This is a genomic window from Streptomyces sp. HUAS YS2, from assembly GCF_033343995.1.
GTDB classification, from domain to species: Bacteria; Actinomycetota; Actinomycetes; order Streptomycetales; family Streptomycetaceae; genus Streptomyces; species Streptomyces solicathayae.
Map to the genome: position 1 here is coordinate 3,523,503 of NZ_CP137573.1, position 24,846 is coordinate 3,548,348.

The 24,846-nt window shown below is 72.0% G+C and carries 24 protein-coding genes; 10 read left to right on the forward strand and 14 right to left on the reverse strand.

The window, feature by feature from the left end:
* The first annotated feature begins 36 nt into the window (after positions 1 to 36).
* From R2D22_RS16045 to R2D22_RS16060, 4 genes are all read left to right on the forward strand, one after another.
* Positions 37 to 489, forward strand: coding sequence for a nucleoside deaminase (locus R2D22_RS16045; RefSeq protein ID WP_411977141.1), 453 nt, complete (start codon positions 37 to 39; stop codon positions 487 to 489).
* Entirely contained in the window at positions 482 to 1,390 is a 909-nt protein-coding gene (locus R2D22_RS16050; protein WP_318104134.1) for an isopenicillin N synthase family dioxygenase, read from the forward strand. The genes R2D22_RS16045 and R2D22_RS16050 overlap by 8 nt, the downstream gene beginning before the upstream one ends.
* A gap of 110 nt (positions 1,391 to 1,500) precedes the next feature.
* Positions 1,501 to 3,570, forward strand: coding sequence for a hypothetical protein (locus R2D22_RS16055; RefSeq protein WP_318104135.1), 2,070 nt, complete (start codon positions 1,501 to 1,503; stop codon positions 3,568 to 3,570).
* Positions 3,567 to 5,108 carry an ABC transporter substrate-binding protein gene (locus tag R2D22_RS16060; RefSeq protein WP_318104136.1) on the forward strand — a complete coding sequence of 514 codons (1,542 nt, stop codon included), beginning with the start codon at positions 3,567 to 3,569 and terminating at the stop codon, positions 5,106 to 5,108. Before R2D22_RS16055 ends, R2D22_RS16060 begins: the two co-directional genes overlap by 4 nt.
* A 17-nt stretch (positions 5,109 to 5,125) precedes the next feature.
* Here R2D22_RS16060 and R2D22_RS16065 read toward each other — a convergent pair whose 3' ends face one another.
* From R2D22_RS16065 to hemL, 8 genes are all read right to left on the reverse strand, one after another.
* A complete protein-coding gene (locus tag R2D22_RS16065) occupies positions 5,126 to 5,656 on the reverse strand; it encodes an SRPBCC domain-containing protein (RefSeq protein WP_318104137.1) in 531 nt (176 codons plus the stop codon).
* Positions 5,657 to 5,712: 56 nt separating this feature from the next.
* Positions 5,713 to 6,789, reverse strand: a complete 1,077-nt coding sequence (gene ccsB, locus R2D22_RS16070; RefSeq protein ID WP_318104139.1) for a c-type cytochrome biogenesis protein CcsB — start codon at positions 6,787 to 6,789, stop codon at positions 5,713 to 5,715.
* Entirely contained in the window at positions 6,786 to 8,489 is a 1,704-nt protein-coding gene (resB, locus tag R2D22_RS16075; protein ID WP_318104140.1) for a cytochrome c biogenesis protein ResB, read from the reverse strand. Before resB ends, ccsB begins: the two co-directional genes overlap by 4 nt.
* A 4-nt stretch (positions 8,490 to 8,493) precedes the next feature.
* On the reverse strand, positions 8,494 to 9,231 hold the full coding sequence (locus R2D22_RS16080) for a cytochrome c biogenesis CcdA family protein (RefSeq protein WP_318104141.1): 738 nt from the start codon (positions 9,229 to 9,231) through the stop codon (positions 8,494 to 8,496).
* A gap of 4 nt (positions 9,232 to 9,235) precedes the next feature.
* Complete coding sequence (locus R2D22_RS16085; RefSeq protein WP_318104143.1) at positions 9,236 to 9,841, reverse strand: TlpA family protein disulfide reductase; 606 nt, start codon at positions 9,839 to 9,841, stop codon at positions 9,236 to 9,238.
* Between the two features lie 110 nt (positions 9,842 to 9,951).
* Positions 9,952 to 11,193, reverse strand: a complete 1,242-nt coding sequence (locus R2D22_RS16090; protein WP_318104146.1) for a polysaccharide deacetylase family protein — start codon at positions 11,191 to 11,193, stop codon at positions 9,952 to 9,954.
* 161 nt (positions 11,194 to 11,354) lie between these two features.
* Entirely contained in the window at positions 11,355 to 12,035 is a 681-nt protein-coding gene (locus R2D22_RS16095; RefSeq protein ID WP_318104148.1) for a histidine phosphatase family protein, read from the reverse strand.
* A complete protein-coding gene (gene hemL, locus R2D22_RS16100; RefSeq protein WP_318104150.1) occupies positions 12,032 to 13,339 on the reverse strand; it encodes a glutamate-1-semialdehyde 2,1-aminomutase in 1,308 nt (435 codons plus the stop codon). Before hemL ends, R2D22_RS16095 begins: the two co-directional genes overlap by 4 nt.
* A 280-nt stretch (positions 13,340 to 13,619) precedes the next feature.
* On the opposite strand from hemL, the gene R2D22_RS16105 reads away from it, so the two are divergent.
* Positions 13,620 to 14,174, forward strand: coding sequence for a hypothetical protein (locus tag R2D22_RS16105; RefSeq protein WP_318104152.1), 555 nt, complete (start codon positions 13,620 to 13,622; stop codon positions 14,172 to 14,174).
* 83 nt (positions 14,175 to 14,257) lie between these two features.
* The gene (locus R2D22_RS16110; protein ID WP_318104155.1) at positions 14,258 to 14,659 is read left to right on the forward strand and encodes a MerR family transcriptional regulator; all 402 of its coding nucleotides are present in this window, start codon (positions 14,258 to 14,260) and stop codon (positions 14,657 to 14,659) included.
* A gap of 270 nt (positions 14,660 to 14,929) precedes the next feature.
* Here R2D22_RS16110 and R2D22_RS16115 read toward each other — a convergent pair whose 3' ends face one another.
* The gene (locus R2D22_RS16115; protein WP_318104158.1) at positions 14,930 to 15,808 is read right to left on the reverse strand and encodes an ABC transporter substrate-binding protein; all 879 of its coding nucleotides are present in this window, start codon (positions 15,806 to 15,808) and stop codon (positions 14,930 to 14,932) included.
* Positions 15,809 to 16,002: 194 nt separating this feature from the next.
* Between R2D22_RS16115 and R2D22_RS16120 the strand changes: the two genes are divergently transcribed.
* On the forward strand, positions 16,003 to 16,257 hold the full coding sequence (locus R2D22_RS16120; RefSeq protein ID WP_318104160.1) for a hypothetical protein: 255 nt from the start codon (positions 16,003 to 16,005) through the stop codon (positions 16,255 to 16,257).
* 56 nt (positions 16,258 to 16,313) lie between these two features.
* Here R2D22_RS16120 and R2D22_RS16125 read toward each other — a convergent pair whose 3' ends face one another.
* Positions 16,314 to 16,916: a TIGR03086 family metal-binding protein gene (locus R2D22_RS16125; protein WP_318104161.1), complete on the reverse strand. Its 603-nt coding sequence runs from the start codon at positions 16,914 to 16,916 to the stop codon at positions 16,314 to 16,316.
* 71 nt (positions 16,917 to 16,987) lie between these two features.
* Here R2D22_RS16125 and R2D22_RS16130 point away from each other — a divergent pair, with 71 nt between their 5' ends.
* A complete protein-coding gene (locus R2D22_RS16130) occupies positions 16,988 to 17,854 on the forward strand; it encodes an AraC family transcriptional regulator (protein WP_318104164.1) in 867 nt (288 codons plus the stop codon).
* Between the two features lie 40 nt (positions 17,855 to 17,894).
* Here the strand turns inward: R2D22_RS16130 and R2D22_RS16135 are convergent, their stop codons facing one another.
* On the reverse strand, positions 17,895 to 18,332 hold the full coding sequence (locus R2D22_RS16135; protein ID WP_318109795.1) for a GNAT family N-acetyltransferase: 438 nt from the start codon (positions 18,330 to 18,332) through the stop codon (positions 17,895 to 17,897).
* Positions 18,333 to 18,500: 168 nt separating this feature from the next.
* Between R2D22_RS16135 and R2D22_RS16140 the strand changes: the two genes are divergently transcribed.
* Positions 18,501 to 19,235, forward strand: a complete 735-nt coding sequence (locus R2D22_RS16140) for a Mut7-C RNAse domain-containing protein (protein ID WP_318104165.1) — start codon at positions 18,501 to 18,503, stop codon at positions 19,233 to 19,235.
* Between the two features lie 100 nt (positions 19,236 to 19,335).
* On the opposite strand, the gene R2D22_RS16145 is transcribed toward R2D22_RS16140, so the two are convergent.
* Positions 19,336 to 19,914 (reverse strand): TetR/AcrR family transcriptional regulator, encoded by a 579-nt coding sequence (locus R2D22_RS16145; protein WP_318104167.1) that lies wholly within the window; start codon positions 19,912 to 19,914, stop codon positions 19,336 to 19,338.
* A gap of 146 nt (positions 19,915 to 20,060) precedes the next feature.
* Between R2D22_RS16145 and R2D22_RS16150 the strand changes: the two genes are divergently transcribed.
* Positions 20,061 to 21,494, forward strand: coding sequence for an FAD-dependent monooxygenase (locus R2D22_RS16150; RefSeq protein ID WP_318104169.1), 1,434 nt, complete (start codon positions 20,061 to 20,063; stop codon positions 21,492 to 21,494).
* Positions 21,495 to 21,528: 34 nt separating this feature from the next.
* On the opposite strand, the gene R2D22_RS16155 is transcribed toward R2D22_RS16150, so the two are convergent.
* Positions 21,529 to 23,136, reverse strand: coding sequence for an alpha/beta hydrolase (locus tag R2D22_RS16155; protein ID WP_318104170.1), 1,608 nt, complete (start codon positions 23,134 to 23,136; stop codon positions 21,529 to 21,531).
* Complete coding sequence (locus R2D22_RS16160; protein WP_318104172.1) at positions 23,133 to 24,788, reverse strand: alpha/beta fold hydrolase; 1,656 nt, start codon at positions 24,786 to 24,788, stop codon at positions 23,133 to 23,135. Before R2D22_RS16160 ends, R2D22_RS16155 begins: the two co-directional genes overlap by 4 nt.
* Between the last annotated feature and the right edge of the window lie 58 nt (positions 24,789 to 24,846).

The window sequence follows — 24,846 nt, forward strand, 5'->3', positions numbered from 1 at the left end:
GGCCCTCGCCGGGGAAGAGTCGAGGACATGGACCCCATGGACGAGACCCGCGCCCGGCAGTGGCTCGGCATCGCCCTCGCGGAGGCGCGGGCCGGGCGGGACGAGGGCGGGATCCCGATCGGGGCGGCCCTCTACGCCGCCGACGGAACGCTCCTCGGCCGCGGCCGCAACCGCCGGGTACAGGACGGCGACCCGTCCCTGCACGCGGAGACCGCCGCCTTCCGGGCCGCCGGCCGGCAGCGCTCGTACCGCGGCACCACGATGGTGACGACCCTCTCCCCCTGCTGGTACTGCTCCGGCCTGGTCCGCCAGTTCGGCATCTCCCGGGTCGTCGTCGGCGAGGCCCGCACCTTCCACGGCGGCCACGACTGGCTGGCCGAGCACGGGGTGCGGGTCCTCGTCCTGGACGATCCCGAATGCACCGCCCTGATGCGGGAGTTCGTCGCCCGGCACCCGGCCCTGTGGAGTGAGGACATCGGTGATGAGTGAGCCCCTGATTCCGACGATCGATCTGGCCGACGACCCGGACCGCGCGCTGCGGACCATCGACCGGGCCCTGCGCGAGGCCGGGTTCCTGCTGGTGACCGGGCACGGCGTGGACCCGGGCCCGCGGGCCGACATCCGCGCGGTCGCCCGGGAGTTCTTCCGCCTGCCGGCCGCCGTGAAGGAGCCGTACGCGGTGAAGGTCGGCGGCCGGGGGTGGCTCGGGCCCGGCGCGGAGGCGAACGGGTACGCGGAGGGCACGGTGACCCCGCCCGACCTGAAGGAGTCGCTGTCCTTCGCGGCGGAGGAGCCGACCGGGAACGCGGCCGTGGACGCCGAGTGGTTCCTGCCGAACACCTGGCCCGCCGAGGTCCCCGAGCTGAAGCCGCTGGTGGAGACGTACCTGGGGCAGATGCGGGAGCTCTCCGACCGGATCCTGGATCTGCTCGGCACCGCGCTCGGCGAGGGCGCCGACTTCTTCACCCGGCACACCGGGCACCCCACGTTCGGCTTCAACATCAACTGGTATCCGGGTCGGGCGCTGACCGGCGAACCGGAGCCGGGGCAGTTCCGGATCGGCCCGCACACCGACTTCGGCACCGTCACCGTCCTCGACCGACAGGCGGGCCGCGGCGGGCTCCAGGTGTACACCGACCGCGGCGGCTGGCAGGACGCCCCGTACGACCCCGCCGCGTTCACCGTCAACATCGGAGACCTGATGGCGGGCTGGACCGGCGGGCGCTGGCGCTCCGGCCGCCACCGGGTGCTGCCGCCGCCCGCCGACGCGCCCGACGAGGAGCTGATGTCGCTGGTCTACTTCTACGAGTGCGACCCGGGGACGACCATCCACGGGCTCGAGTCGCACGGCTACCTGCGATCCCAACTCGAGGCGATCACAACCGGGTGACGAGTCGTTCACACTCTGTGCGAAAGCGTGGCGCGTTCCCAACAGCCGCTCGATAAACTGGACTTGACGCTGAGGCGGGGGATGTTCGCAGGGACACCGGGGGTCAGGTCGTGGACAGGGAGCTGTACGGCCGCGAAGCGGTCTTCCAGGAATCCGGGCTCGCCGCCCGGCTCGTCGGCCTCAGCCCGAACGGCTTCGCCCGCGTCGCGTACGAGCACGGCGACGACCCGCCCGTCACCGTCTTCACCGGCGGCCGCGGGATGGGGAAGACCGCACTGCTCAAGCAGCTGCGCAACGCCTACCGGGACGCCACCCCGCTGGCGCTGCTCGACTGCGCCCGCGTCGAGCCGCCCGCCGATCACGGGCCCGGCTGGAACCCGCTGACCGGGGCGCTGGCCGAGATCGCCGTGCAGCTGTCGCCGAAGGTGCACGCGGCGAAGACGGTGCAGTTCCCACGGCTGTCGCTCGGACTCGTCGCCGTCGCGTCGATCGGCTGGTCGCAGGAGGACGACGAGCGGGCCCGGCGCGACCTCCAGCGCCTCGGACCGGTGCTGTCGACCGTCGACGCGACCAAGGGCGCCGCCGCGAACTGGGTCACCAAGGTCCTCTCCAAGCTCGCCGCGCGCGCGGCCGAGACGACCGCGCCGATGGCCGGGCTGCTCGCCGAGGCGACCGTGGAGACCGTCCTGGAGGAGGTGTTCGGCCGCTTCCAGCAGCGCGCCGACGCCTGGTACGGCGCGTACCGCAACGCGGGCGGCCGGGGGAAGGCCGGACTCCAGCAGCTCGCCGTCGACTTCGAGCAGGGCGGCCGGCGCCGCCGCGAGGCCGAGGACTTCCTCGTCGGCGCGATGATCGAGGACCTCGGCCGGGCCTACACCGGCCTGACCCGCGTCGGCACCCGCCGCGGCCGTCCCGTGCTGCTGCTCGACAACGCCCACGAACCGCTCGGCCGCCGGCTCGTCGAACCCCTGCTGCGGGCCCGCGCCGACGGCCGCCGCGACCGGGTCGTGGTGCTCGCCGCCTCCCGGGTCCGCGACCACGACGGCATGCGGCACGCCACCCGGCTGCGGCTGCCGGAGACCGCGCACCGCGCGCCCTGCCCGCGCGGCACCGACGTCACCTCCGGCATCCTCGCCGTCGAGCTGACCCCGCTCTCCCCCGCCCAGACCCAGTCCGCGTTCGACCGGCTCGACCCGGCCGGCCGCACCCCCGCCGAACTCGCCCGCGCCGTCCACCGGCTGACCGGCGGCCGGCCCCTCGGCGTCGCCCTGCTCGGCCGGGCGGCCGCCGAGGCACCGGCCCCGCTGCGCGCCTCGCTCACCCCGGCCGCGCTGCTCGACCTGACGGTGGAGCTGCGCGAGGACAGCCCGCCCGTCCCGGTCGCCGCGACCCTGCTGAAGGCGCTGCTGCCGGCGGTCCGGCGCGGCCCGTTCGCGGTGCTGGCCGCCGCGCACGACGAGGACTCGGCGCGGATGCTGGCCCGGACCCGGCTGCGCGCCGAGGCCCCGGACGGTGACCTGGCGCTCAGGGTCCGCGACATGCTGCGCGCCGAGGACTGGCCGGAGGGCCCGGAGCACTTCGTCGCGGACCCGATGCTGCGCGCCCTGCTGCTGCATCGGCTGCGCTTCCACGACGGCGACGGGCCCGCGTACGCGTCCTGGCGCGCCGTCCACGAGACGCTGCGCCAGTACTACGGCCCGGCCCCCGACCCGTACCGGCTCCACCACGACCTGGCGCTCGGCCGGACCGAGGAGGCCGTGACGCATCTGCGGCTCACCTTCCCCGCGCCGGACGTGCTCGGCTGGCTGGGCCGGCTGCGGTTCCTCGCCGGCGCGCCGTACCCGCGCGAGCAGCACCGCACCGGCCCGGACCCGCGCCGTGCGATCGCGCTCGGCCGGGAGCCCGCGGGAAGCCTGCCGGCCGGGCTCGACGACGAGGACGCCGAACTGCACCTGTGCCTGGGGCGGCTGCTGCACGCGCTGTGGCTGCTCACCGATCCGCTCGCCCTGCCCGACGACGACGTGCTGGAGAAGCTGGCGCACGAGCTGCGACAGCTGTCCGGCCACCATCTGACCGGCAACAGTCCGCTGTGGGACGCGGCCACCCACTGGCCGAGGGACATCCGCGCCTGGCGGGAGATCGGCATCCCGCCCGGCCGGGAGGACGGAGTCCGACCATGACGCCCCTGCTCGACCGGCTGCGCTACCGCGTCTTCTACACCACCCGCCAGAAGATCGTCACGACCGTGCTGACGGTGGCCGTTCTCGTCGCCGCCGGCGGATACGCCGTCGACCGGGTCACCACTCCGGAGGACCGTTCCTGCGCGGCGGGCGTCGAGCGTCCCGCGGGCAGCTCCGAGTGCGTCGGCGTCAACGGCGACGGGCACGACTTCGGCGTCCCCGCGCTCACCGCGGCCGCCGCCGCGATCGCCCGCGAGAACAGGACCCTGAAGGACGGCACGTACGCGACGGTCGCGCTGTTGCTGCCGCTGACCTCACCCGACGCCGGGATGCGGATCAAGGTCCTGCACGAGCTGCAGGGTGCGTACGCCTACCAGTACCGCGCCAACCACGCCTCCAACGACCAGACCCCGAAGATCCGGCTGGTGCTCGCCAACACCGGCCGGGGCAACGCGCACTGGCGGACGGCGGTCGACCGGCTGAAGACGATGACCGGCGCGCCGGACCGGCTGCGCGCGGTGTCCGGCATAGCCACGAGCACGACCCCGGTCCAGGAGGCGGTACGAGAACTGACCGGCGCCGGGATCGCGGTCGTCGGCACGAGCATCACCGCCGACACGCTCGCCAACAGCGCCACCCGGGACCGTTTCCCCGGCCTGGCCCGGGTCTCCCCCACCAACTCCGACGAGGCGAACGCACTGGCCCACTTCGGCCGGGTCGACGCCGCGAAGGCGCTGCTGGTCCAGGACACCCGCTCCGGCGACCACTACACGGACACACTGAAGTCCGCGTTCGCCGAGTCGCTGAAGGGCGCGCCGTACGAGCCGCAGCTGTTCACCTCGCCGCCCGACCCGGCCGACGAGGGCACCACCGCGAACACCTTCCGCCAGATCACCCACCTGATCTGCGACACCCGCGCGGACACCGTGTTCTTCGCCGGCCGCCACACCCAGCTGCGGCAGTTCATCAACGCGCTCGGCGACCGCGGCTGCGCGGAGCGCTCCTTCACCGTGCTCACCGGCGACGAGGGCTCGTACCTGGGCGCGGACGGCCGCCTCGACCGGGCCGCGCTGAAGGCCCGGCTGACGGTGCGGTACGCCTCGCTGGCGCACCCGGACGCGTGGCGGCCCGCCGCCGGCCGGCCGGTCCCGGCGGCGGGCGGCTCCACCGCGGACTACGACCGGTTCGTGGCGGACCTCGCGGCGGCGTCGAAGGACCCGGTGGCGCTGGAGGACGGGCAGGCGATCGTCGCGTACGACGCTATGGCGATGGCGGTGCACGCGATCCGGCAGGCGACGGGCGAGGGGAAGCAGCACCCGGAGCTCGCGGACGTGGTCACACAGTGGCCGCAGGTGAAGGGCTCGCTGCGGGTGCGCGGCGCGAGCGGCTGGATCTGCCTGGACAACCACGGCAACCCGTACAACAAGGCGGTCCCGATCGTGGAGCTGGCCCCCGACGGCTCGCAGCGCTTCGTCCAGATCGCCTGGCCGGAGGGCAGCCCGCCGGCCCCGGACTGCCTGCCGCCGGGGAAGGGGTAGGACGCCGGGCCCGGGGCCTACGGCTCCCACTTCGGCCAGGGCGCCTCGTCCCGCTCGTACAGGTCCCGCAGGTGCTGCCAGCGCTCCGCGGTCCAGGTGCGCCAGTCGGTGGGGTGCCCGTCCAGCGCCCGCGCGAGCCGTTCGAAGTGGTCGTGCCAGCCCGCCAGGGTGTCGAGCTTCTCCTCCCGCGTGCCGCGGAACGCGTTGGTGAAACGCAGCACGGTCGACCCGCCGCCGGGGCCCTGCTCCAGATGGAACCGGATCCGTCCGTGCGGCGGATCGACCGTGTACTCGGCCACCACCTCCGGGTCCCAGGCGGTCACCCGACCCGAGACCACGGTGTCCCCGTTGAGCCAGCGCAGCGTCACCCGCCCGCCGAGCCGGGGCTCCAGCGGATCCGCCGCGCACAGCCACTGCGGCAGACCCTCCGGTGTGGCGACGGCCACCCAGACCGCCACCCGTGGATGGGGCAGGTCCAGTACGAACCTCAGGGTGTGCTCGTCGCCGTCCTGCGTCGCGCCGATGCCGTGAGAGATCGTCTCGGTCATGCCTCCAGCGTCTCCCCGCGGCGCCCGGGACGCGAACCCGGACGCCGTCGCGCAGGTCAGACGCCCGCGTACGAGTGCTTGGAGCTGACGAAGATGTTGACGCCGTAGTAGTTGAACAGGAAGCAGGCGAACGCGATCAGCGCGATGTACGCCGCCTTGCGGCCCTTCCAGCCGGCGGTGGCACGGGCGTGCAGGTAGGCCGCGTAGCCGACCCACGTGATGAAGGACCAGACCTCCTTGGCGTCCCAGCCCCAGTAGCGGCCCCAGGCGTCGCCGGCCCAGATCGCGCCCGCGATGATCGTGAAGGTCCACAGCGGGAAGATCGCCGCGTTCACCCGGTACGCGAACTTGTCCAGGGACGCCGCGGCGGGCAGCCGCTCCAGGACGGAGCGGGCGAAGGAGCCCGGGTTCCCACCGGTCGCGAGCTTGTTCTCGTACGAGTCCCGGAACAGGTACAGCAGCGTGGCAACGGCGCCCAGGTAGAACACCGCGCCGCAGAAGATCGCGGTGGAGACATGGATCCACAGCCAGTACGAGTGCAGCGCCGGGACGAGCTGGTCGCTTTCGGTGTACAGCCAGGTGGTGGCGATGCCGAGGTCCAGCAGGACCGTGGTGACCAGCGCCAGACCCATCCAGCGGACGTTCTTCCGCGCCGCGAGGAAGCCGAGGTACGCGCCGACGGCCACCGTGGAGAAGGTGATCGAGAACTCGTACATGTTGCCCCAGGGGGCCCGCTGCACGGACAGCGCGCGGGTCAGCACGCCGCCAGCCTCGATCAGGAACGCCAGCGCGGTCAGCGAGACGGCGATCCGGCCGTACAGGTCGCCCTTGACGGTGCCGCCGGCCGCGCCGGGGCCGTCCGGGACGTCCCGGGAGCCGGCCGCGGAGCGGGTGACCACCTTCGGCTTGTCGAGGACGGCGGTGCCTCCTCCCTTGACCTGCACGGTGACCTTGGGGGCCTCGGCGGCCTGCTGGGTCAGCGCGGCGGCGGTGCGGCCGACCTTGCTGCGGCTGCCGAGCACCCACTCGGCGATGTGCGCGAGAAAGGCCAGCGTGTAGACGGCCATCGAGGAGTAGATGAGCGTGTTGCTCATCTGCGCCAGGCTCTCGTTCGTGGCGGCGGCGAGATTCACTTGTTCCCAGGCCTTTCTGCCTCGGCAGGTTCAGCAGGTTCGGGCGCGGTCGGCGCCTTCGCGTGGAGCGTGACCGCGAGGTCGGCCAGCTCCTCGGGGAGCTTGGCGGACTCGCTGCGGCCGAGGCCCGCCATCTCGACGACGGTCGTGCCGTCGTCCCCCCGTACGGCGCGGACCCAGACCCGGCGCCGCTGGATGAACAGTGAGGCCGACAGGCCGGCGATCGCGGCGAGCGCCCCGGCCAGCGCCAGGCCGTCGCCCGGCTGCTGGGTCACGGTGAAGCTGGCCCACTCCTTGATCTCCTTCTCGAAGGTGATCGAGCCGGCGCCGTCGGGCAGCGTCATGGTCTCGCCGGGCAGCAGCCGCTGCGCGAGCTTGTTGCCGTCCTTGTCCGTGAACTGCTTCATGCGGGTCTTGTCGAGCTGGTACACGTTCTGCGGCAGCCCGCCGTCGACCTTCAGGTCCCCGGTGTAGCCGGTGAGGGCCATCACCGGGAAGTCCAGCGCCGGGAACTGGGAGAACATGCTGCCCTTGCCCGCGCCGGCGAACGTCGGCACGAAGAACGCCTGGAAGCCGAGCTGCTGCTTCTTGCCGTTCTTGTCGCGGTAGCCGTCCATCACCTTGATCGCGCCGGTCGAGGTGATGTTGTTGTCGATCGGCAGCAGCGGGACCGCGCCCCGGTAGACGACAGCGCCCCGGCCGTCCTTGACGGTGACGACCGGCGCGTAGCCGTGGGCGATCAGATAGACCTTCGAGTCGCCGACCTTCAGCGGCTCGTTGACCCGGATGACCGCCTTCTTCTCCTTCTTCCCGGCCTCGAAGTACGTGACGGCCGCCTCGAAGGTGCGGGCGGTGCCGCGCTGCGGGCCGGCCTTCTCGTACGTGCCGGTGAAGGAGTCGAGCGTGAAGCCGAACGGCTCCAGGTCGTGGGTGCTGAACTGGGAGCCGGACTTGAAGTCGTCGTACTGGGTGAGCGTGTTGGAGAACCCGCCGCCCTCGACGATCAGCTTGCCGCCCTCGGACTTGAGCAGCTGGCCCCAGGCGAACGCCACCAGCATCACGATCAGCGCGATGTGGAAGAGCAGGTTGCCGACCTCGCGCAGATAGCCCTTCTCCGCGGCGACCGCGTCGCCCACGGTGTGGGCCCGGAACCGGCGGGACTTCAGCAGGGCGAGGGCGGCCTCGCGGACCTGCTCCGGCTCGGAATCGGTGCGCCAGGTCGTGTACGCGGGCAGCCGGGTCAGCCGTCCGGGCGCGCCCGGCGGGCGGCCGCGGAGCTGGCCGACGAACTGCCAGGTGCGGGGCACGATGCAGCCGATGAGGGAGACGAACAGCAGGATGTAGATCGCGGAGAACCACACCGAGCTGTAGACGTCGAAGAGCTGGAGCTTGTCGTAGATCGGCGACAGCGTCGGGTGGGCGGCCTTGAACTGGGTGACCTTCAGTTCGTCGGCACTGGTCTGCGGGATGAGCGAACCGGGCACCGCGCCGAGCGACAGCAGGAACAGCAGGATCAGGGCGACCCGCATCGAGGTCAGCTGCCGCCAGAACCAGCGGATCCAGCCGACGACGCCGAGCGTGGGGCCACCGACGGCCGAGGGGGCCTCCTCCTTGGGCGCGGTGGACAGTTGGGCCCCGGCCTCGCCGAGGTCCTGCTGGTCGCCGGCGTCGGTCGCGCCGGTCGCCTCTGTCTTGCTCATGGAACTAGATCCCCACCGTGAAGCCGTTGGTCCAGGTCTGCATCGCGGAGACCATGCTGTCCCACACACCTGTGAGCAGCAGCAGCCCGGTCACGATCATCATCACGCCGCCGATCCGCGTCACCCACGCGTAGTGCTTCTTGACCCACCCGAAGGCGCCGAGGGCCTTTCGGAAGGCGACCGCGGCGAAGATGAACGGCAGGCCGAGGCCGACGCAGTACGCGAAGGTCAGTATGGCGCCGCGGCCGGCGCTGGCCTCCTTCGCCGCCAGCGCGCTGACCGAGGCGAGGGTGGGGCCGATGCAGGGGGTCCAGCCGATACCGAACAGCGCGCCGAGCAGCGGCGCGCCGACCAGGCCGGTGACCGGCCTCTTGTGGAAGCGGAACTCGCGCTGGGTGAACCAGGGCATGAGGCCCATGAAGAACACACCCATAGCGATCATCAGCCCGCCGAGGATGTTGGTCAGGAGGTCCCGGTGCTGCTGGAGGGTCCAGCCGAAGTAGCCGAACAGCGCGCCGCCGGAGACGAACACGGCCGAGAAGCCGAGGACGAAGAGCGAGGCCCCGACCGCCATCCGGCCGCGCCGTGCCTCGGCCAGGTCGGTGCCGGTGACGCCGGTCACGTACGACAGGTAGCCGGGTACCAGGGGCAGGACGCACGGCGAGAAGAAGGAGACCAGGCCGCCGAGCACCGCGACGGGCAGGGCGAGGAGCAGCGCTCCGCTGGATACGGTCTCGTTCATCGGGTCACTTCTCCGCGGCGATCGGCTCGATCATCGACCGGAGATCCTCCGCGTTGAGGGCCTTGAGCGAGCGGGCGGCGATCTTGCCGTCCCGGTCGAGCACCACGGTGGAGGGGATGGCCTGCGGGAGCAGCGTCCCCTTGGGGAAGCCCTCCAGGATGAGCCGGCCCTCCGGGTCGTACAGGCTCGGGTAGGTGACCTTGTAGTCCTTCTCGAAGGCGAGGGCCGGGCTCTTCTCGCCGTCGCGGGTGTTGATCCCGACGAACTCGACGCCCTTGGCCTTCAGCTCGGCCGAGACCTTGGCGAAGTGCGGGGCCTCGGCACGGCAGGGCGGGCACCACGAGCCCCAGACGTTGAGGACGACGACCTTGCCCTTGAGGTCGGCGACGTCGAGCTGCTTGCCGTCGAGGGTCTCGCCCTTGATCGTGTTCGTGGCCTGGCGCTCGCCCCGGGCGACGGTGTCGATACCGCCCGTGTCGGTGACGAAGTTGGTGTCACCGCCACCGCCGGACTTGCCGTTGGAGTCCGAGGTGCAGGCCGAGAGCACGAGGGCGGCCGACAGGACTCCGACGGCGAGCAGGGTGCGTCGAGGGGCACGGCTGTAGCTCATGTGAAAAGTTTCGCATGGGCGTTTCGCGGATCTTGGGCACCCCCCTACGTGCCCGGAAAGCCCCTTGTCAAGACGGTCTAAGCGGGCGCGTCGCGGGGCGGCATCCCCGCTCAGGCCGCCTTGAGGAAGGCGTTCCAGCCGCCGGCCGGGGACTGTCCGACCTCCAGTGTGCGCAGCTTGGCGAGGACGACCGGGTCCTGCGCGTCGAGCCAGTCGACGAACTGGCGGAACGAGACGAGCCGGACGTCCTTCTTGGCCGCCATCTTCTTCAGCGCGGCCTCCACGGCGTCCATGTAGATGCCGCCGTTCCACTCCTCGAAGTGGTTGCCGATGAAGAACGGCGCGCGGTTGGACTCGTACGCGCGGTCGAAGCCGGCGACGAGCGCCTCGGTGGCCTGCTGCCGCCAGCCCGGGTAGCGCGAGGGCATACCACGGGTGGTGTTCTTCGACTGGTTGGCGAGCATGTTGTAGTCCATCGACAGCACCTCGAAGGAGTGCCCCGGGAACGGCACGGCCTGCAGCGGCAGGTCCCAGATGCCCTGGCGCTTGGTCGGCCACATCTGCCGGCCGCCGGGCGAGCTGGCGTCGTAGCGCCAGCCGAGCCGCTTGGCGGTGGGCAGCAGGTTGTCCTGGCCGAGCAGGCAGGGGGTGCGGCCGCCGACGAGTTCCTTGCTGTAGTCGAAGGGCAGCGGGTCGAGGTCGGTCCAGCCGCTGTTGGTCTTCCACTCGGTGACGAAGGAGACGGCCTGGTTGATCTCGTTCTGCCACTGGGCCGGGGTCCAGTTGCCGACCGAGCCGTGGCCGCCGCAGAAGTGGCCGTTGAAGTGGGTGCCGATCTCGTGTCCGTCGAGCCAGGCCTGACGGACGTTCTTGAGGGTCTCCTTGATGTGGTCGTCGGTGAGGTAGCCGATGTCGGAGGCGCCGATGCGGTTGTTCGGCGGGCGGTAGAGGTTCTTCTTCGACTCGGGCAGCACGTAGATGCCGGAGAGGAAGAAGGTCATCGCGGCGTCGTGGTTCTTCGCGAGTTCGAGGAAGCGCGGGAACAGCCCGTTGCCGACCTCGCCGGCCCCGTCCCAGGAGAAGATCACGAACTGCGGTGGCGTCTGGCCCGGCTCGAGCGGCACCGGCTTGGGCGGCTGGTGGGGCTGCGGGCCGGTGTCGGCGGTGGAGCCGTCGCCGATGAGCTTGACCGGCGGGGCGGAGGGGCTGGGGTCGGCCGACCCCGCTCCGCCCTTGCCGGGGCCGGAACGACCCTCCCCGCCCGAGCCGCTGGAGCCGCACCCCGCGACCCCGATCGCCGCGGCGGCGCCAACCCCCGCTCCCAGCAGGCCCCTTCGACTGATCCCGCTCATCTCGTCCCCATCCGCACCCGTGTATGACCGATAGATCATCCAAACCGACAATGAGTGAGATGCAGGGAGGAACACGACGGTTCCTGCCATTAGCGCAAAAAATTCAGGGCGACCAGATGACTTTCACGCCATCCGATCGCCCTGATCATCCCCCCGGAGAACTACGCTCCGAACGCTTTTGCCTTTCCCTTCACAGGTTTTGCACCTGCCAGGAGATGAGCAGGCACAAGATCCCGCGCCGGCTCGCTGTAACCCACCGAGACGATCTTGTCGCCCCGGTACGTGAACGAGGTCAGCGAGGCCAGCGTGCACTGCCGGCGCCGCGGGTCGTGCCACAGCCGGCGCTTCTCCACGAAGCTGCGCACGATCCAGATCGGCAGCTGGTGGCTCACACAGACCGCCTCGTGCCCGCGGGCCGCTTCCTTCGCCGCGTCCAGCGCACCCATCATCCGCACGACCTGGTCGAGGTACGGCTCGCCCCAGGACGGCCGGAACGGATTGGTGAGGTGCTTCCAGTTGCCCGGCTTGCGCAGCGCCCCGTCACCGACACCGAAGGTCTTGCCCTCGAAGACGTTCGCCGCCTCGATCAGCCGCTCGTCCGTGTCGAGCGTCAGACCGTGGGACTTGGCCACCGGCGCGGCCGTCTCCTGCGCGCGCTCCAGCGGCGAGGCGACGACATGCGTGATGTCCCGGTCGGCCAGGTGCTCGGCGACCCGGTCGGCCATCTGTCGGCCGAGCTCGGACAGGTGGTACCCGGCCCGGCGGCCGTACAGCACGCCGTCCGGGTTGTGCACCTCGCCGTGCCGCATCAGGTGGACGACGGTGATCTCGTCGTTGCTCATGCCGTGGCCTCCGCAGCGGCGCGGGCGGCGGCGGGCAGCGCCGCCGCGATCCGCTCCACAGCCTTCTCGTCGTGCGCGGTGGAGACGAACCAGGACTCGAACGCGGACGGCGGCAGGTAGACCCCGTTCGCCAGCATCGAGTGGAAGAAGGCGTTGAACCGGAACGCCTCCTGCGTCTTCGCCTCCTCGTAGTTCCGCACCTCGTCGGCGGTGAAGAACACCGAGAACATGTTGGACGCGGTCTGCAGCCGGTGCGCCACGCCCTCCTTGGCGAGCGCGTCGGTGACGAGCCCCTGGATCTCCTTCGACACGGCATCGACCTTGTCGTACGCGGCGTCGTCCAGCAGCCGCAGCTGCGCGACGCCCGCGGCCGTGGCCACCGGGTTACCGGAGAGCGTGCCGGCCTGGTAGACCGGGCCCGCCGGGGCCAGGTGACCCATGACGTCGGCACGGCCGCCGAAGGCCGCGGCCGGGAAGCCGCCGCCCATGACCTTGCCGAAGGTCATCAGATCGGGCTTGACGCCGTCGACGCCGAACCAACCGGCCTTCGACGTGCGGAACCCGGTCATGACCTCGTCGGAGATGAACAGCGCCCCGTTCTCCCGGCACACGTCCGCGAGCCCCTGATTGAACCCGGGCAGCGGCGGAACGACGCCCATGTTGCCGGGCGAGGCCTCGGTGATCACACACGCGATCTCACCGGGGTGGGCGGAGAACGCGGCCCGGACGGCCTCCAGGTCGTTGTACGGCAGCACGATCGTGTCGCCGGCCTGCGCGCCGGTCACCCCGGGCGTGTCGGGCAGCGCGAAGGTGGCGAGACCGGAGCCGGCCGCGGCCAGCAGCGCGTCCACGTGACCGTGGTAACAGCCGGCGAACTTGATCACCTTGGCCCGCCCGGTGAACCCGCGGGCGAGCCGGATGGCCGACATGGTGGCTTCGGTCCCGCTGGAAACCAGCCGAACCTGCTCGACGGGCTCGATCCGCGCGACGATCTCCTCGGCCAGTTCGACCTCGCCCTCACCGGGCGTGCCGAACGAGGTGCCGCGGGCGACGGCGTCCTGCACGGCGGCGACGACCTCGGGGTGGGCGTGGCCCAGGATCATCGGACCCCACGAGCAGACCAGGTCGACGTACTCGCGACCGTCCGCGTCGGTGAGGTACGGGCCGCTTCCGGACACCATGAACCGGGGCGTACCGCCCACGGCCCGGAAGGCGCGGACCGGTGAGTTCACGCCGCCGGGCGTCACGAGGGACGCGCGGTCGAAAAGCGTCTGTGAGACTGGGGCTTCGTATGAATACGGCACTGTGGTCCTGACCTGCGAGTAAGGAAAGACGGCTGACGAACTACCGGCGATCGGTGGCGTGAGCTACCGGAATGCTCCCCGAATTACGACGGGGCGTCCGCGCGCCACGTCTGCGAAACTGGGACGTCATAGGGATGGCTCACGGAAACCATGGTGTCAGAGGCCCGGACGTTCTTGCGGAACAGGTGTTTCACCGCACGCGGGTGGGGGAGGTCACTGGCACGATGATCGGGTTGCGCGGCGGGGTCGTGTTGCCTGCTAAAGGCAGTCGGGTGGAGATATGCATCGCGGTGGCGGACTGGGCGAGGGGACGGACGACCTGGGTCCGGAGCCTGCCCGGCGGGGGAAGCACCGGCGCCGACGGGAGACTGACGAGCCGGCGAACAGGGGTGGCCGCTTGGGGGTGACGTACAAGTACTTCGGCGCACCGGACGGCGCGACGGCGGCCCGCGTCCCGATCTCGATGCGCCCTGAGGAGCTGGGCGGGGACGAGCTCGGCATGGGCGGCATGTTCACCAAGATCAAGCCGGAGACCATAGCCGCGATGGTGCTGACCGGCATCCAGGGCATGCCCCTGCACAAGGTCCCGCCCCTCGAACTGGTCGTCCTGCACCCCGACTACGCCGTGGTGAAGCTGCCCATGACGGTCGTCGACCCGCTGCGCGGCATCGGCGAGGAGTCGGTCGGCGCGGCGGCCTTCATCTGGTCCACGGTCCCGGACCGCGGCGGCCCGCGCGACGCGTTCAACGTGTACCAGCTGCTGCACGAATGGCAGGACTTCTCCGTCCGCCTCCACGAGGCCGGCCACCAGCCGTACTGCCTGGTCTGGCCCTGAGCGACACCGCCACTCCATATCACCCGAAATTGGGACAAGTTTCCCTAAACTGACGGCCAGGGGGATACGGAGAGGACGAAACCGTGGCCGGTGAACACCTGCAGATCGGCGAGGTCGCCGCGCGGACGGAACTTCCGCTGCGCACGATCCGCTCCTACGAGGACGCCGGGCTGGTCATCCCGTCCGCGCGCTCCCAGGGCGGATTCCCGCTGTACACGGACGCGGACGTGGCCCGGCTGATGGTGATCCGCCGCATGAAGCCCCTCGGCTTCACGCTCGACGAGACGCGCGACCTGCTGAACGCGGTGGACCGCCTGGAAGCCGCCGACTCGGAAGCGGAACGCACCCGCCTCCTCACCCGGGTCCGCCGCTACGAACAGGCGGCGGAAGCGAGGGTGGAGGACCTCCGCGAGGTCCTGTCGAGAGCAGAGGAATTCGCCGCCTCCCTCCGCACAAGACGGACCCAGGCGGAAGCAAGGCGCTGAGGGGCCCTGAAGCACCCGACGGCGGTTGGAACCCGGACGGGAGAACCCACCCGCCCGTACACCCCCGGGAGCGCGGCGCGGACGGACGGGCGCCCTGGACGGGAGCGGGGACGTGGAGGGGGTCGCGTTCGGGACGTAAAGCGTGATTCGTGGCGCACAGGACGGGCCGGCTGTTCGGAGTCCCCGCACGCGCCGTAAGTCATGCAGTCCCTAATGCGACCCCGGAACGGCCCCCGCGGCACCCACCCCCACGGCACCCGTCCCCACGCCTCAGCCCAGCGCCGCCGCGACCTCCCGGAAGAACCGGCCGAACGCCACCGCACTCGGCGGCGTCTCGGGATTCCACGGCACGACCCGCGAGCCACCCACCACGGCCCGCCAAACCTCCGGGTACGCCTCCGATCCCTCCGGCCACACCGCATTCGCCCGCGAATCGACCAGCACCACATCCGGCCGCAGCTCCGCCGCCCGCTCCCAGTCCGCGGTGAGCCAGCTCGCCCCCGCCCCAGGCCCCGGCTCCACGATCCGCACCCCCAGCTCGACCATGCGCGCCAGCTCGGGCCACGCCTGCGGCCGCGCCAGATGCACCTGCTCAGGCCCGGCACCGGACAACGCCAGAACCACCGGCCTGCGCCCCGACGCCGCAGCCGAAGCGAGCGCCATCTCAGCTTCGGCCACCGAACCAGGCGCCTCCGGCGCCGACGCCGCCCCCAGAAGGCCCGCCCCCAACCCCCCGAACCGCTCCAAGATCCGCGCCAGCGTCACCTCTCCACCCACCGACAGCGCGACCATCGGCACTCCGAGCCCCTCCGCCACCGCCTCGTCCAGCGCGTAGCCGCTCTTGCCGTCGTACGTCACGTCCACCACGAGGTCCGCCCGCACAGCGCCGAGCGCCCCCGACGGATCCCCGTCGAGCAGCCGGCCCGGCCCGAGATACGGCACCCCGGTCGCCCCCAGCTCCCCCGCCTTGACCGGGTCCAGCCCGTCGCCGTCGTGGCCGGAGCCGTACACCGCCACCGGGACGACGCCGAGATCGAGGAGCGCGGCGCCGGCCCGTACGTACGCGACCACCCGCCGCGGCCTGCGCGGCAGCCGTAACGCCGCACCCCTGTCGTCCGTGAACTCCCACCCGCTCGCGTCCGCACCCATGCCGCCGCACTCCCTCCCGGCCGGAAACCCCTACCCCGCCACCTTGAGACGGAGCCTGGGCCCGCACAAGAGGGCCGTGTCAGGAGCAAGCGGGGGTACCCCTCGGTACCCCTGCCGCCGAGCCCCCTTTGGGTGTTAACTGAGCGAGTCGGGAGGAATCAGCAGGAATCACCCCTCGCGCCCTGGAGCCCGCCATGTCCGTGCCAGGCCAGTTCTCCGACCTCCGTGTCCCCGCCCTCTTCGTCCTCGGCCTGCTGGGCCTGCTCGCCCTGTCGGCGGCGGCGGTGTGGGTGGCTCTGGGGAGGTATGCCGCCCGCCTCCGCCGCGACCGCCCGGCGCCGTCGTCGGACCGGGTGTGGCACCCGCAGGAGTCCGTCACCCTCACCCCCGCAGAGGAGGACGCCTTCGACGAGGTCGTCTCCCACCTGACCTTCGGCGCAAGGCGGTAGAAGAAGGCCCGGCCCCACCCACACCCACACCCACACCCGCACCCGCACCCCCGGGGCTACGCCCAGACCCGCACGTCCCGCCCCGTCACCGCGAGCAGCCGCTCGAACGCCGTGGCGGAGTCGCCCACCGACACGGCGTCGCCGAAGACGTTCATCCGGCGTCCCATCGGCGCCATCCGCTCGACCTCCGGCGCGAGGCCGTCGACCACCGCCGGGTCCGGCTCGAAGGGCCGCCCGGTCGCGCGGGCGAGGTCCCAGGCGTGCACGGTCAGGTCGAGCAGCGCCATCGAGCCGACCGTACGCGCGGGCAGCCCCATCGAACCGGAGGCACCCTCCTCCGCCCCGGGCTCCGCCCAGGCGGCGACCAGCTTCCGGGTCTCCGCCTCGAACCGGTCGGCCCAGGCGCCGCCGCCTTCGGCGACGTAGTCGGGGGAGGCGGAGAAGTCCGCGTCCCGCTTGGCGGCGAGCTCCTGGAACTGCACGACCACCTGGAACAGGTGGTTCACCAGCGCCCGTACGTCGTACTCGGCGCACGGCGTCCGCGCGCCGAGCAACTTCTCGTCGCTCCCGATCCCGCGCAGCACGGGCACGGCCTGCGCCGCGGCCACGTCGAGCAGGTCACTGATCCGCTTCTGGCTCTGGCTCTCGCTCTGGCTCATGCGCCGAACGTAGCCACGACCGGGCCTTCCGGTCTTGAAGAAACACGACGCCCAGCGCCTAGCATCGACACATGCCGCGCCAGGACACCCGGGGGATCGTCGACGCCGAAGCGCTGTTCACACGCGTCCGGTTCCGCCGGCACGACCCGGTCGCACCGGCACTCCGCCCGTACGTCGAGCACTACTGGCTGATCGACTGGGACCTGGAGACGCCGTACGCGAGCAACGTCGTCCCGCATCCGTCGGTGAACATCGTCTTCCAGCGGTACGGAGACGCTTCCTCGGCCGAGGTGTCGGGGATCGGCCTGGAGCTGTTCGAGCAGAAGCTGGAGGGCGTCGGACGGGTCTGCGGCGTGCAGTTCCGCCCGGGCGGCTTCCGCCCGTTCGCGCCGGGACGGCCGGTGTCGGACTGGACGGGTCGTCGGGTTCCGCTCACGGAGGCGTTCCCGGACGCGTTCCCGGACACGTTCCCGGACACGGCGGACGCGACAACGCCGCACGCAATCCTGGATCCACCGACGGACGAGGCCCGCGTCGCGGCCCTGGATGCGTTCCTCCTGACCCGCGGCGGACCGGAAGGCTTCCGCCCCGACCCGGCGGCGGAGCGGGCGATGGAACTGGTCGACCTGATCAGGACGGGCGGCGACGGCCCCCCGGTGCGCCGGGTGGACGAACTCGCGGACCGCGCGGGCCTGTCGGTCCGCTCGCTGCAGCGCCTGTTCGCCGCGTACGTGGGCGTCGCCCCGAAGTGGGTCGTCCTGCGCTACCGCATCCACGAGGCCCTGGAGCGCGCGGAGGCGGACCGTGCGGCCGAACCCGACTGGGCCGCGCTCGCCGCCGAACTCGGCTACAGCGACCAGGCCCATCTCGTACGGGACTTCACGGCGACGGTGGGCGTACCGCCGACCGCGTACGCACGTGCGCTAAGGGCGTCTTGAGCTGTAGGCGCCCTGAGGTCGCCCACGCCTCCTCGGACTCCTAGAACTCCTTGAGTTCCTTCACGAAGTGGAACGCCGCGATGTCGAATCGTTCCCGCAGGTAGAACCGGTGGGCGCCGGTGCGCTGGGTGCCGGAGTCGAGATTGAGCTCGTAGCAGTCGGCCGCGCGGGCGTGCGCCTCAAGATGCGCGAGGAGGGCGTGGCCGACGCCCGTGGACCGGGCGTGCGCGGCGGTCACGAGGTCGTCCACGTACAGCTTGCGAATGGCGCTGGTGTTGTCGACGATCCGCCAGCCGGCCGCGCCGACGCACGTGCCGTCCTCCGCGTACGCGGCGGTGAAGCGCAGCCCCTGGGCGTGGCCATGGGCGCACACCTCGCGGAAGAGCTCCTCGGTGAGGTGCGGGCGGAGTTCGCGCAGGACGGGGAGGAGTTCACCGGTCAGCCGGTCGTCGCCGGGCTCGAGGTCGACGATCTTCACATCGGGGGCGTCCACGTCCGTGATCTTCATGCGGGGACGGTACCTCAGCACCACGACAGGGCGGCGACCGGTGGCCCGCGACCGCCCGACACGGCCGCCTGCCCCGGCCGCCTGCCGCACGGCCGAAATACCTGGCCGGGCCCGCCGCGCCGATGACATCCTGTCCCCGTGAACGGACCGGAGATCCACATCAGCTTCGCCCCCGAACTGCGGCTGTTCGTCGCCTCGGAGCGCCGCGCGGGGCGCACCGCCCTGACCACGGACGGCGCGTCCACGCTCGGCCATGTCGTCGAGTCGCTGGGTGTACCGCTGACCGAGGTGGGGCAGCTCCTGGTGGACGGCCGCCCGGTCGATGTCTCCCACATCCCTGCCGCCGGCGAGACCGTCGAAGTGGCGGGGGTGACGCGCCCGCAGCAGGTTCCGGGCGCGCCGCTCCGGTTCCTGCTCGACGTCCATCTCGGCACGCTGGCACGGCGGTTGCGGCTGCTCGGCGTGGACGCGGCGTACGAGAGCGAGGACATCGGCGACCCGGCGCTCGCGACGCTCTCCGCGAAGGAGCAGCGGGTCATGCTCTCCCGGGACCGCGGCCTGCTGCGGCGGCGCGAGCTGTGGGCGGGGGCGTACATCTACAGCGACCGGCCCGACGAGCAGCTGCGCGACGTCCTGGAGCGGTTCGCCCCGCGGCTCTCCCCGTGGTCCCGCTGCACCGCGTGCAACGGGCGGCTGACCGAGGCGGACAAGGACTCGGTGCGCGAGCAGCTGGAGCAGGGCACGGAGCGGACGTACGACGTGTTCGCGCAGTGCGCCGACTGCGAGCGGGTGTACTGGCGGGGCGCCCACCACGCCCGCCTGGACGAGATCGTCTCCGAGGCGATGCGCGAGTTCGGCGGCGCGGCGGCCTGACGGACCGCGGGACACTCGGCCCGGGCCATGCGACCGCGGGCCACTCGACCACGGGCCACTCAACCACGGGGCTCGTGGGGGCCCGAGGCATGAAACGGACCTACGAGCCGGCGACCTCCGGCGCCGGTTCCGTCAGATACCGCTGCACCGTCGGGGCCAGCCAGGCGACGACCTCCTCGCGGGACATCTCCACGGCGGGCGGAAACCGCAGCACGTACCGTGCGAGCGCCATGCCCAGGATCTGCGAACTGGCGAGCGCCGCGCGGACCGGCGCCTCGGCGGGGTCGGCGCAGAAGCCGGCCGCGATCGGCCCCACCTGCTCCTTGAAGATCGCCTGCATCCGCTCCGCGCCCCCCGTGTTGGTGACGGCGACGCGCAGCAGCGCGGTGAACACCTCGTCCCGCTCCCAGCGGTCGAGGAAGTGGTTCACGAGGACCGCGCCGATGTGCCGCGCGGGCAGCGCGCCGAACTCGGGCAGCTCCAGCTCGAAGGCGGAGGCGGCGGCGAACAACCCCTCCTTGTTGCCGAAGTAGCGCATGACCATCGACGGGTCGATCCCGGCGTCGCGGGCGATGGCCCGGATGGTGGCGCGTTCGTAGCCGTCCGAGGCGAAGCGCTCGCGGGCGGCCTCCAGGATCGCGGCGCGGGTGACGTCGGAGCGGCGTGGTGCGGTCGTCATGCCAACGACTGTAGGCCAACAGGTGTTGACACGCCACTCGCCGCGGGCCTACGGTTGCCAACAAGCGTTGACCAACAAACGTTGGCAATCCATCGCGGACCGACCGGCAGCGACCGGCACCGGTCGGCCACCCCGGGGAGGCAGTCGTGCAGCACACGAAGACCGACACGGACGTCCTGGTCGTGGGCGCAGGTCCCACCGGCCTTCTGCTCGCCGGAGACCTCGCGGCCTCCGGCCTGCGGGTCACGCTCGTCGAGCGCCGCCCGCACGGCATCAGCAACATGACCCGCGCCTTCGCCGTCCACGCCCGCACCCTGGAGCTGCTGGACGCCCGCGATCTCGCCGACGAACTCGTCAAGACCGGCACCCCCCTCAGCGGCACGCGGCTCTTCGGCCGCCTCTCCCTCGACCTCAGCCGGCTCGCCAGCCGCTTCCCGTTCCTCCTCATCACCCCGCAGTACGAGGTCGAACGGCTCCTGGAACGCCGGGCGCAGGAAGCCGGCGTGGAGTTCCGGTACGCGACCGAGCTGCGCGGCCTGCGGCAGGACGCCGACACCGTCACCGCCGAACTCGCCGACCCGGACGGCCACGTCACCGCCCTCACCGCCCGCTACCTCGTCGGCACCGACGGCCTGCGCAGCGCCGTCCGCACCGCCCTCGGGCTCCCCTTCCCCGGCGTCTCCGTCATCCGCTCCATCGTCCTCGCCGACGTCCGCCTCGCCCAGGAACCGGAAAGCCTCCTGACCGTCAACGGAGCCGGGGACACCTTCGCCTTCATCGCCCCCTTCGGCGACGGCTGGTACCGCGTCATGGGCTGGAACCGCACCCGGCAGGTCCCCGACACCGAGCCCGTCGAGATCGACGAGATCCGCGAGATCGCCCGCCAGGCCTTCGGCACCGACTACGGCATGCACGACGCCCGCTGGATCTCCCGCTTCCACAGCGACGAACGCCAGGCCCCCGCGTACCGCTCCGGCCGGGTCTTCCTCGCAGGCGACGCCGCCCACGTCCACTCCCCGGCCGGCGGCCAGGGCATGAACACCGGTCTGCAGGACGCCGCCAACCTCTCCTGGAAGCTCACGTCCGTCCTCCGCGGCGACGCCGCCGACCCCGAGGCGCTCCTCGACAGCTACCAGAGCGAACGGCACCCCGTCGCCGCGACCGTCCTGCGCAGCAGCGGCGCCATCATCCGGCTCGCCATGGCCCACACCCCGCTGCAGCGCGCCGGCCGCGCCCTGCTCACCCGCTTCCTCAACTCCGCCCGCCCCGCGACCGACAAGGTGATGGGCATGATCAGCGGCATCGGCATCGGTTACGGCGCCGGCCCCGCCGCCCATCGCACCGGAGGCCACCGAGCCCCCGACGCGGAACTCGTCGGGGGCCGGCTCTACGAACTGCTCCGCGAGGGCGCATTCGTCCTCGTCACCCCCCAGGGCACCGAGCTCACGCCGCCCGGCGCCCCGAAGACCCCCGGCCGGGTCGCCACCGCGGCCTGGGCCGACCCCGCGCGCCGCACGGCAATGCTGGTCCGCCCCGACGGCTACGTCTTCTGGGAGACCCGCATACCGGCGAGCGCCTGACGGGGAGCCTCGGGTTCGAGACCGGGACCGGGACTCACGGCCCGATCTCGAACGCCGGCGGCTGGAGACCCGCCAGACATCCCGTGTCCGGCCCGGTCGGATTGTCGAAGAACGAGACGGTGATCTGCTGCGCACACGCCGAGTCGGCGAAGACCACGTGGGCCACGTAGGGGACCGTGACCTCGGTGGACCGGCTCAGCGTGCGGGCGGCGTACGGGCCGCTGCTCGGCGCGGTCTGCGAGTCGAACCCGCCGGACAGGACGAGCGTCGGGATGTCGCTCCACGTCACGTCCCGGATCGAGGGGTGCGCCGCGGGGATGTCCCAGGCACGGCAGTCCGCGTGCATCCAGCTGAGCAGCGGAGCGTTGGCCAGCACCGAGCGGGGGAACGACGGGAACAGACGCCGCCCCGCCCGGATCACGTCCTGCTCGCTCTCGAACGGTGTCCACTCGCTGCAGAAGACGCCGAAGACGAGCCCGTGCGAGACCCTCCCGATGGCCTGCGGGCTGAGCTTCCCGCCCGCGTACTGCTCGGCGATCCGCTGCGGGTTGCCGTGCGCCAACTCGTCGATGGAGCGGGGCACTCCGGCCGCGAGATGGCTGGCGAAGGTCAGCCAGTTCACCAGCAGTCCGCCGTCCAGCGTGACCTTCACCGGCGCCGGTCGACCCGGAACCGTCACGGTGGTGGTGATCGGTCGGGCCTCCAGTTCGACGACGAGGCGCTCGAAGGTGGCCTTGAGGTTCGGGTAGCGGGTGTTGCAGGCGGGCTGGTCCTCGCAGGTCTTGAAGATGCTGTCGAAGCCCTCCCGCGCGGCCTTCCAGGTCACGGCCCCACCGGCCAGGGACGGTGGCAGGACGCCGTCGATGCCGACCGACCGGATGCCCTTCGGGTGCAGGCGCATGTACTGCAGGGCCAGGTCGGTGCCGTACGAGATGCCGAACACGTTCCACTGCCGGATCCCCAGCGCCTTGCGCAGGCCGTCGTAGTCGGCGGAGCTCTCGGTGCCGTTGTAGGCGCTGAGGTCGGCCCCGAGGCCCACCAGCCGGTCACGGCACTTCCGCGTCTCCGCGACGTGCAGGCGCCCGGTGGACGGCGCACCGAAGACGAGATCGAGGTTGTTCGCGACGAACTCGTCGACGTTCGGGCAGGTCAGCTCAGGGGTGGCCGAGTACGTCCCGCGCTGGGACATGAAGATCACGTCGCGGTCGCGGTTCAGGCCGCCGGCGAGCGCCATCGGGATCTCGGAGACCGCGTCGTCGCCGGGCCCGCCGGCCAGCCACACGATCGGGTCGGGCGCCGGTCTGCCGTTGGCCGCGGGGATGATCGCGACAGCGAGCTTGATCTTCTTCCGTCCGCCTTTGTGCCCGGTGTGCCCGGACCGCTTCTCGGGCACGGTCAGCGTTCCGCAGTAGGCGCGCTCCAGATCGGGGATCGGGTCCGCCGTCCTCGGGCACGGACCCGGCTCGAAGCGGGCGTCGCCCGCCGTCCGGGCGACGGTGCCGAGCCACGCTCCGGCGCCGGACTCGGCCTGTGCGGGCACCGCGGCCAGGCCGAGGACGAGAGCGCCGGCCGTGGCCCCGGCGAGCACGGCCGGGAGCCGGCGCGACGCGCGTCGGCGGCGAAGTGGGCTGAGGGACATCATGAGGTCTCCGACTCAGGGGTGATGGTGAACGGCTTGGGCGCGAGTCCTGCCACGCACCCGGTGTCGGGCGGCGCGGTCGGACGCGCGAGGAAGGAGGCCAGAACGCTCTGCGCGCAGGGCGACTGCGGGACCACGAAGTGGCCGATCCCGGGAATCAGCACGGCCGTCGAGCGAGGCAGCGTGCGGCCCGCGTACGGCCCCCAGCTCGCCCCGGTCTTCGCGTCGAACGTGCCGGAGACGATCAGCGTCGGCACCTTGCTGAACGTGGTCACCCGCTGGATCGCGGTGCGGTCCGGGACGTTCCAGACACGGCAGAGGTCGTACTCGAACGGAAGCTGCGGCGCATGGGCCAGAACCGTGTCCGGCCACCCGGGGAACGCCCGGCGCCCCGCCTTCAGGAGGTCCGACTTCGTGAAGCCCGGCGCCCACTCGCTGCACACCACCGAATGCGTCAGACCGTGCGCCTGCGGGACGACCGGCGTCCCCGCGCCGGCGGCCTGTGCCTGCGCGAAGCGCTCCGGGTTGCCGCGGGCGAGTTCGTCGATCGCCGCGGGGACGTCCACGGCCGGCAGGGCGCCGCCGTCGGTGACCAGCAGATTGATCAGTGTGCCCCCGTCGAGGACCACCTTCACCGGGTCCCCTCCCCCGGGCGGCCGCACCGTCAGCGTCAGCGGGTTCGCCTCGAGCCGCCGGACCTGTTCCGTCAGCTTCCGCCGGAGGTCCGGGTAGCGGCTCTTGCAGGCCGGCTGGGCCTCGCACGCCGCGAAGACCGTCTCGACCCCCTCCCGCGCGCTGTCCCAGGCCCACGGCAGGCTCACGATCTGCGGAGGCACGACCGAGTCGATCGCCACCGAGCGGATCCCCTCGGGGTGCCGGCGCAGGTAGGTGAGTGCCAGGTCCGTGCCGTAGGAGTAGCCGTAGACGTTCCACTTCCTGATGCCCAGCGCCTTGCGCAGGGCCGCGAAGTCCGCGGCGTTCTCCGTGGTGTTGTAGGCGCTCAGCCGGACTCCGTCGGCCGTCAGCCGGTCCCGGCACGCCTTCGCCGCCCGCACCAGCAGCCGCCCGGTCGAAGGTGCGTCGTAGGGCAGCCCCACGGCGTCCGAGTTGAACCGGTCGAGCTCCGGGCAGGCGAGGTACGGCTGCGAGTAGGGCCCGCCGCGCTGGGTCATGACGATCAGATCGCGGTCCCGGTTCACCCCGGAGTCGATCAGGAACGGGATGGCCCCGATCGCGTCGCCGCCGGGACCCCCCTCCATGAACACCACCGGATCCCCGGCCGGCGTCCTCGACGCCGCCGGAATGATCGCGACCGTCAGCTTGATCGTCCGCCCGCCGCGATGCTCCCGGCTCTCGGGCACCTCCAGGAGCCCGCACCGCCCGGGGATCGGATCGGGCGCCTGCGGGCAGGGCCCGGGCACGAACCGCGCCGGGTGATCCGGCCCCGGCCCGCGGACCGGCGCCGCCACCGCACTGCCGGGCACCGGCCCGGCCGCGCCCAGAAGAGCCAGACCGGCCGCGGCGAGCGCCGCCCCGGTGCGCGCGCCCCGGAAGCGCCGCCATGCGTGCGGGCGCCGCGCCCGCTGTCGTACGGTCCTGCCGCCGCTCCCCCGTACGGACGGCGGGCACCCAGGATCGACATCCCGTTCCGCCATGTGTGATTCCGTCTTTCTGACGTGCGCGGCAGCCCCGACCGGGACGGCACCGCGTGGC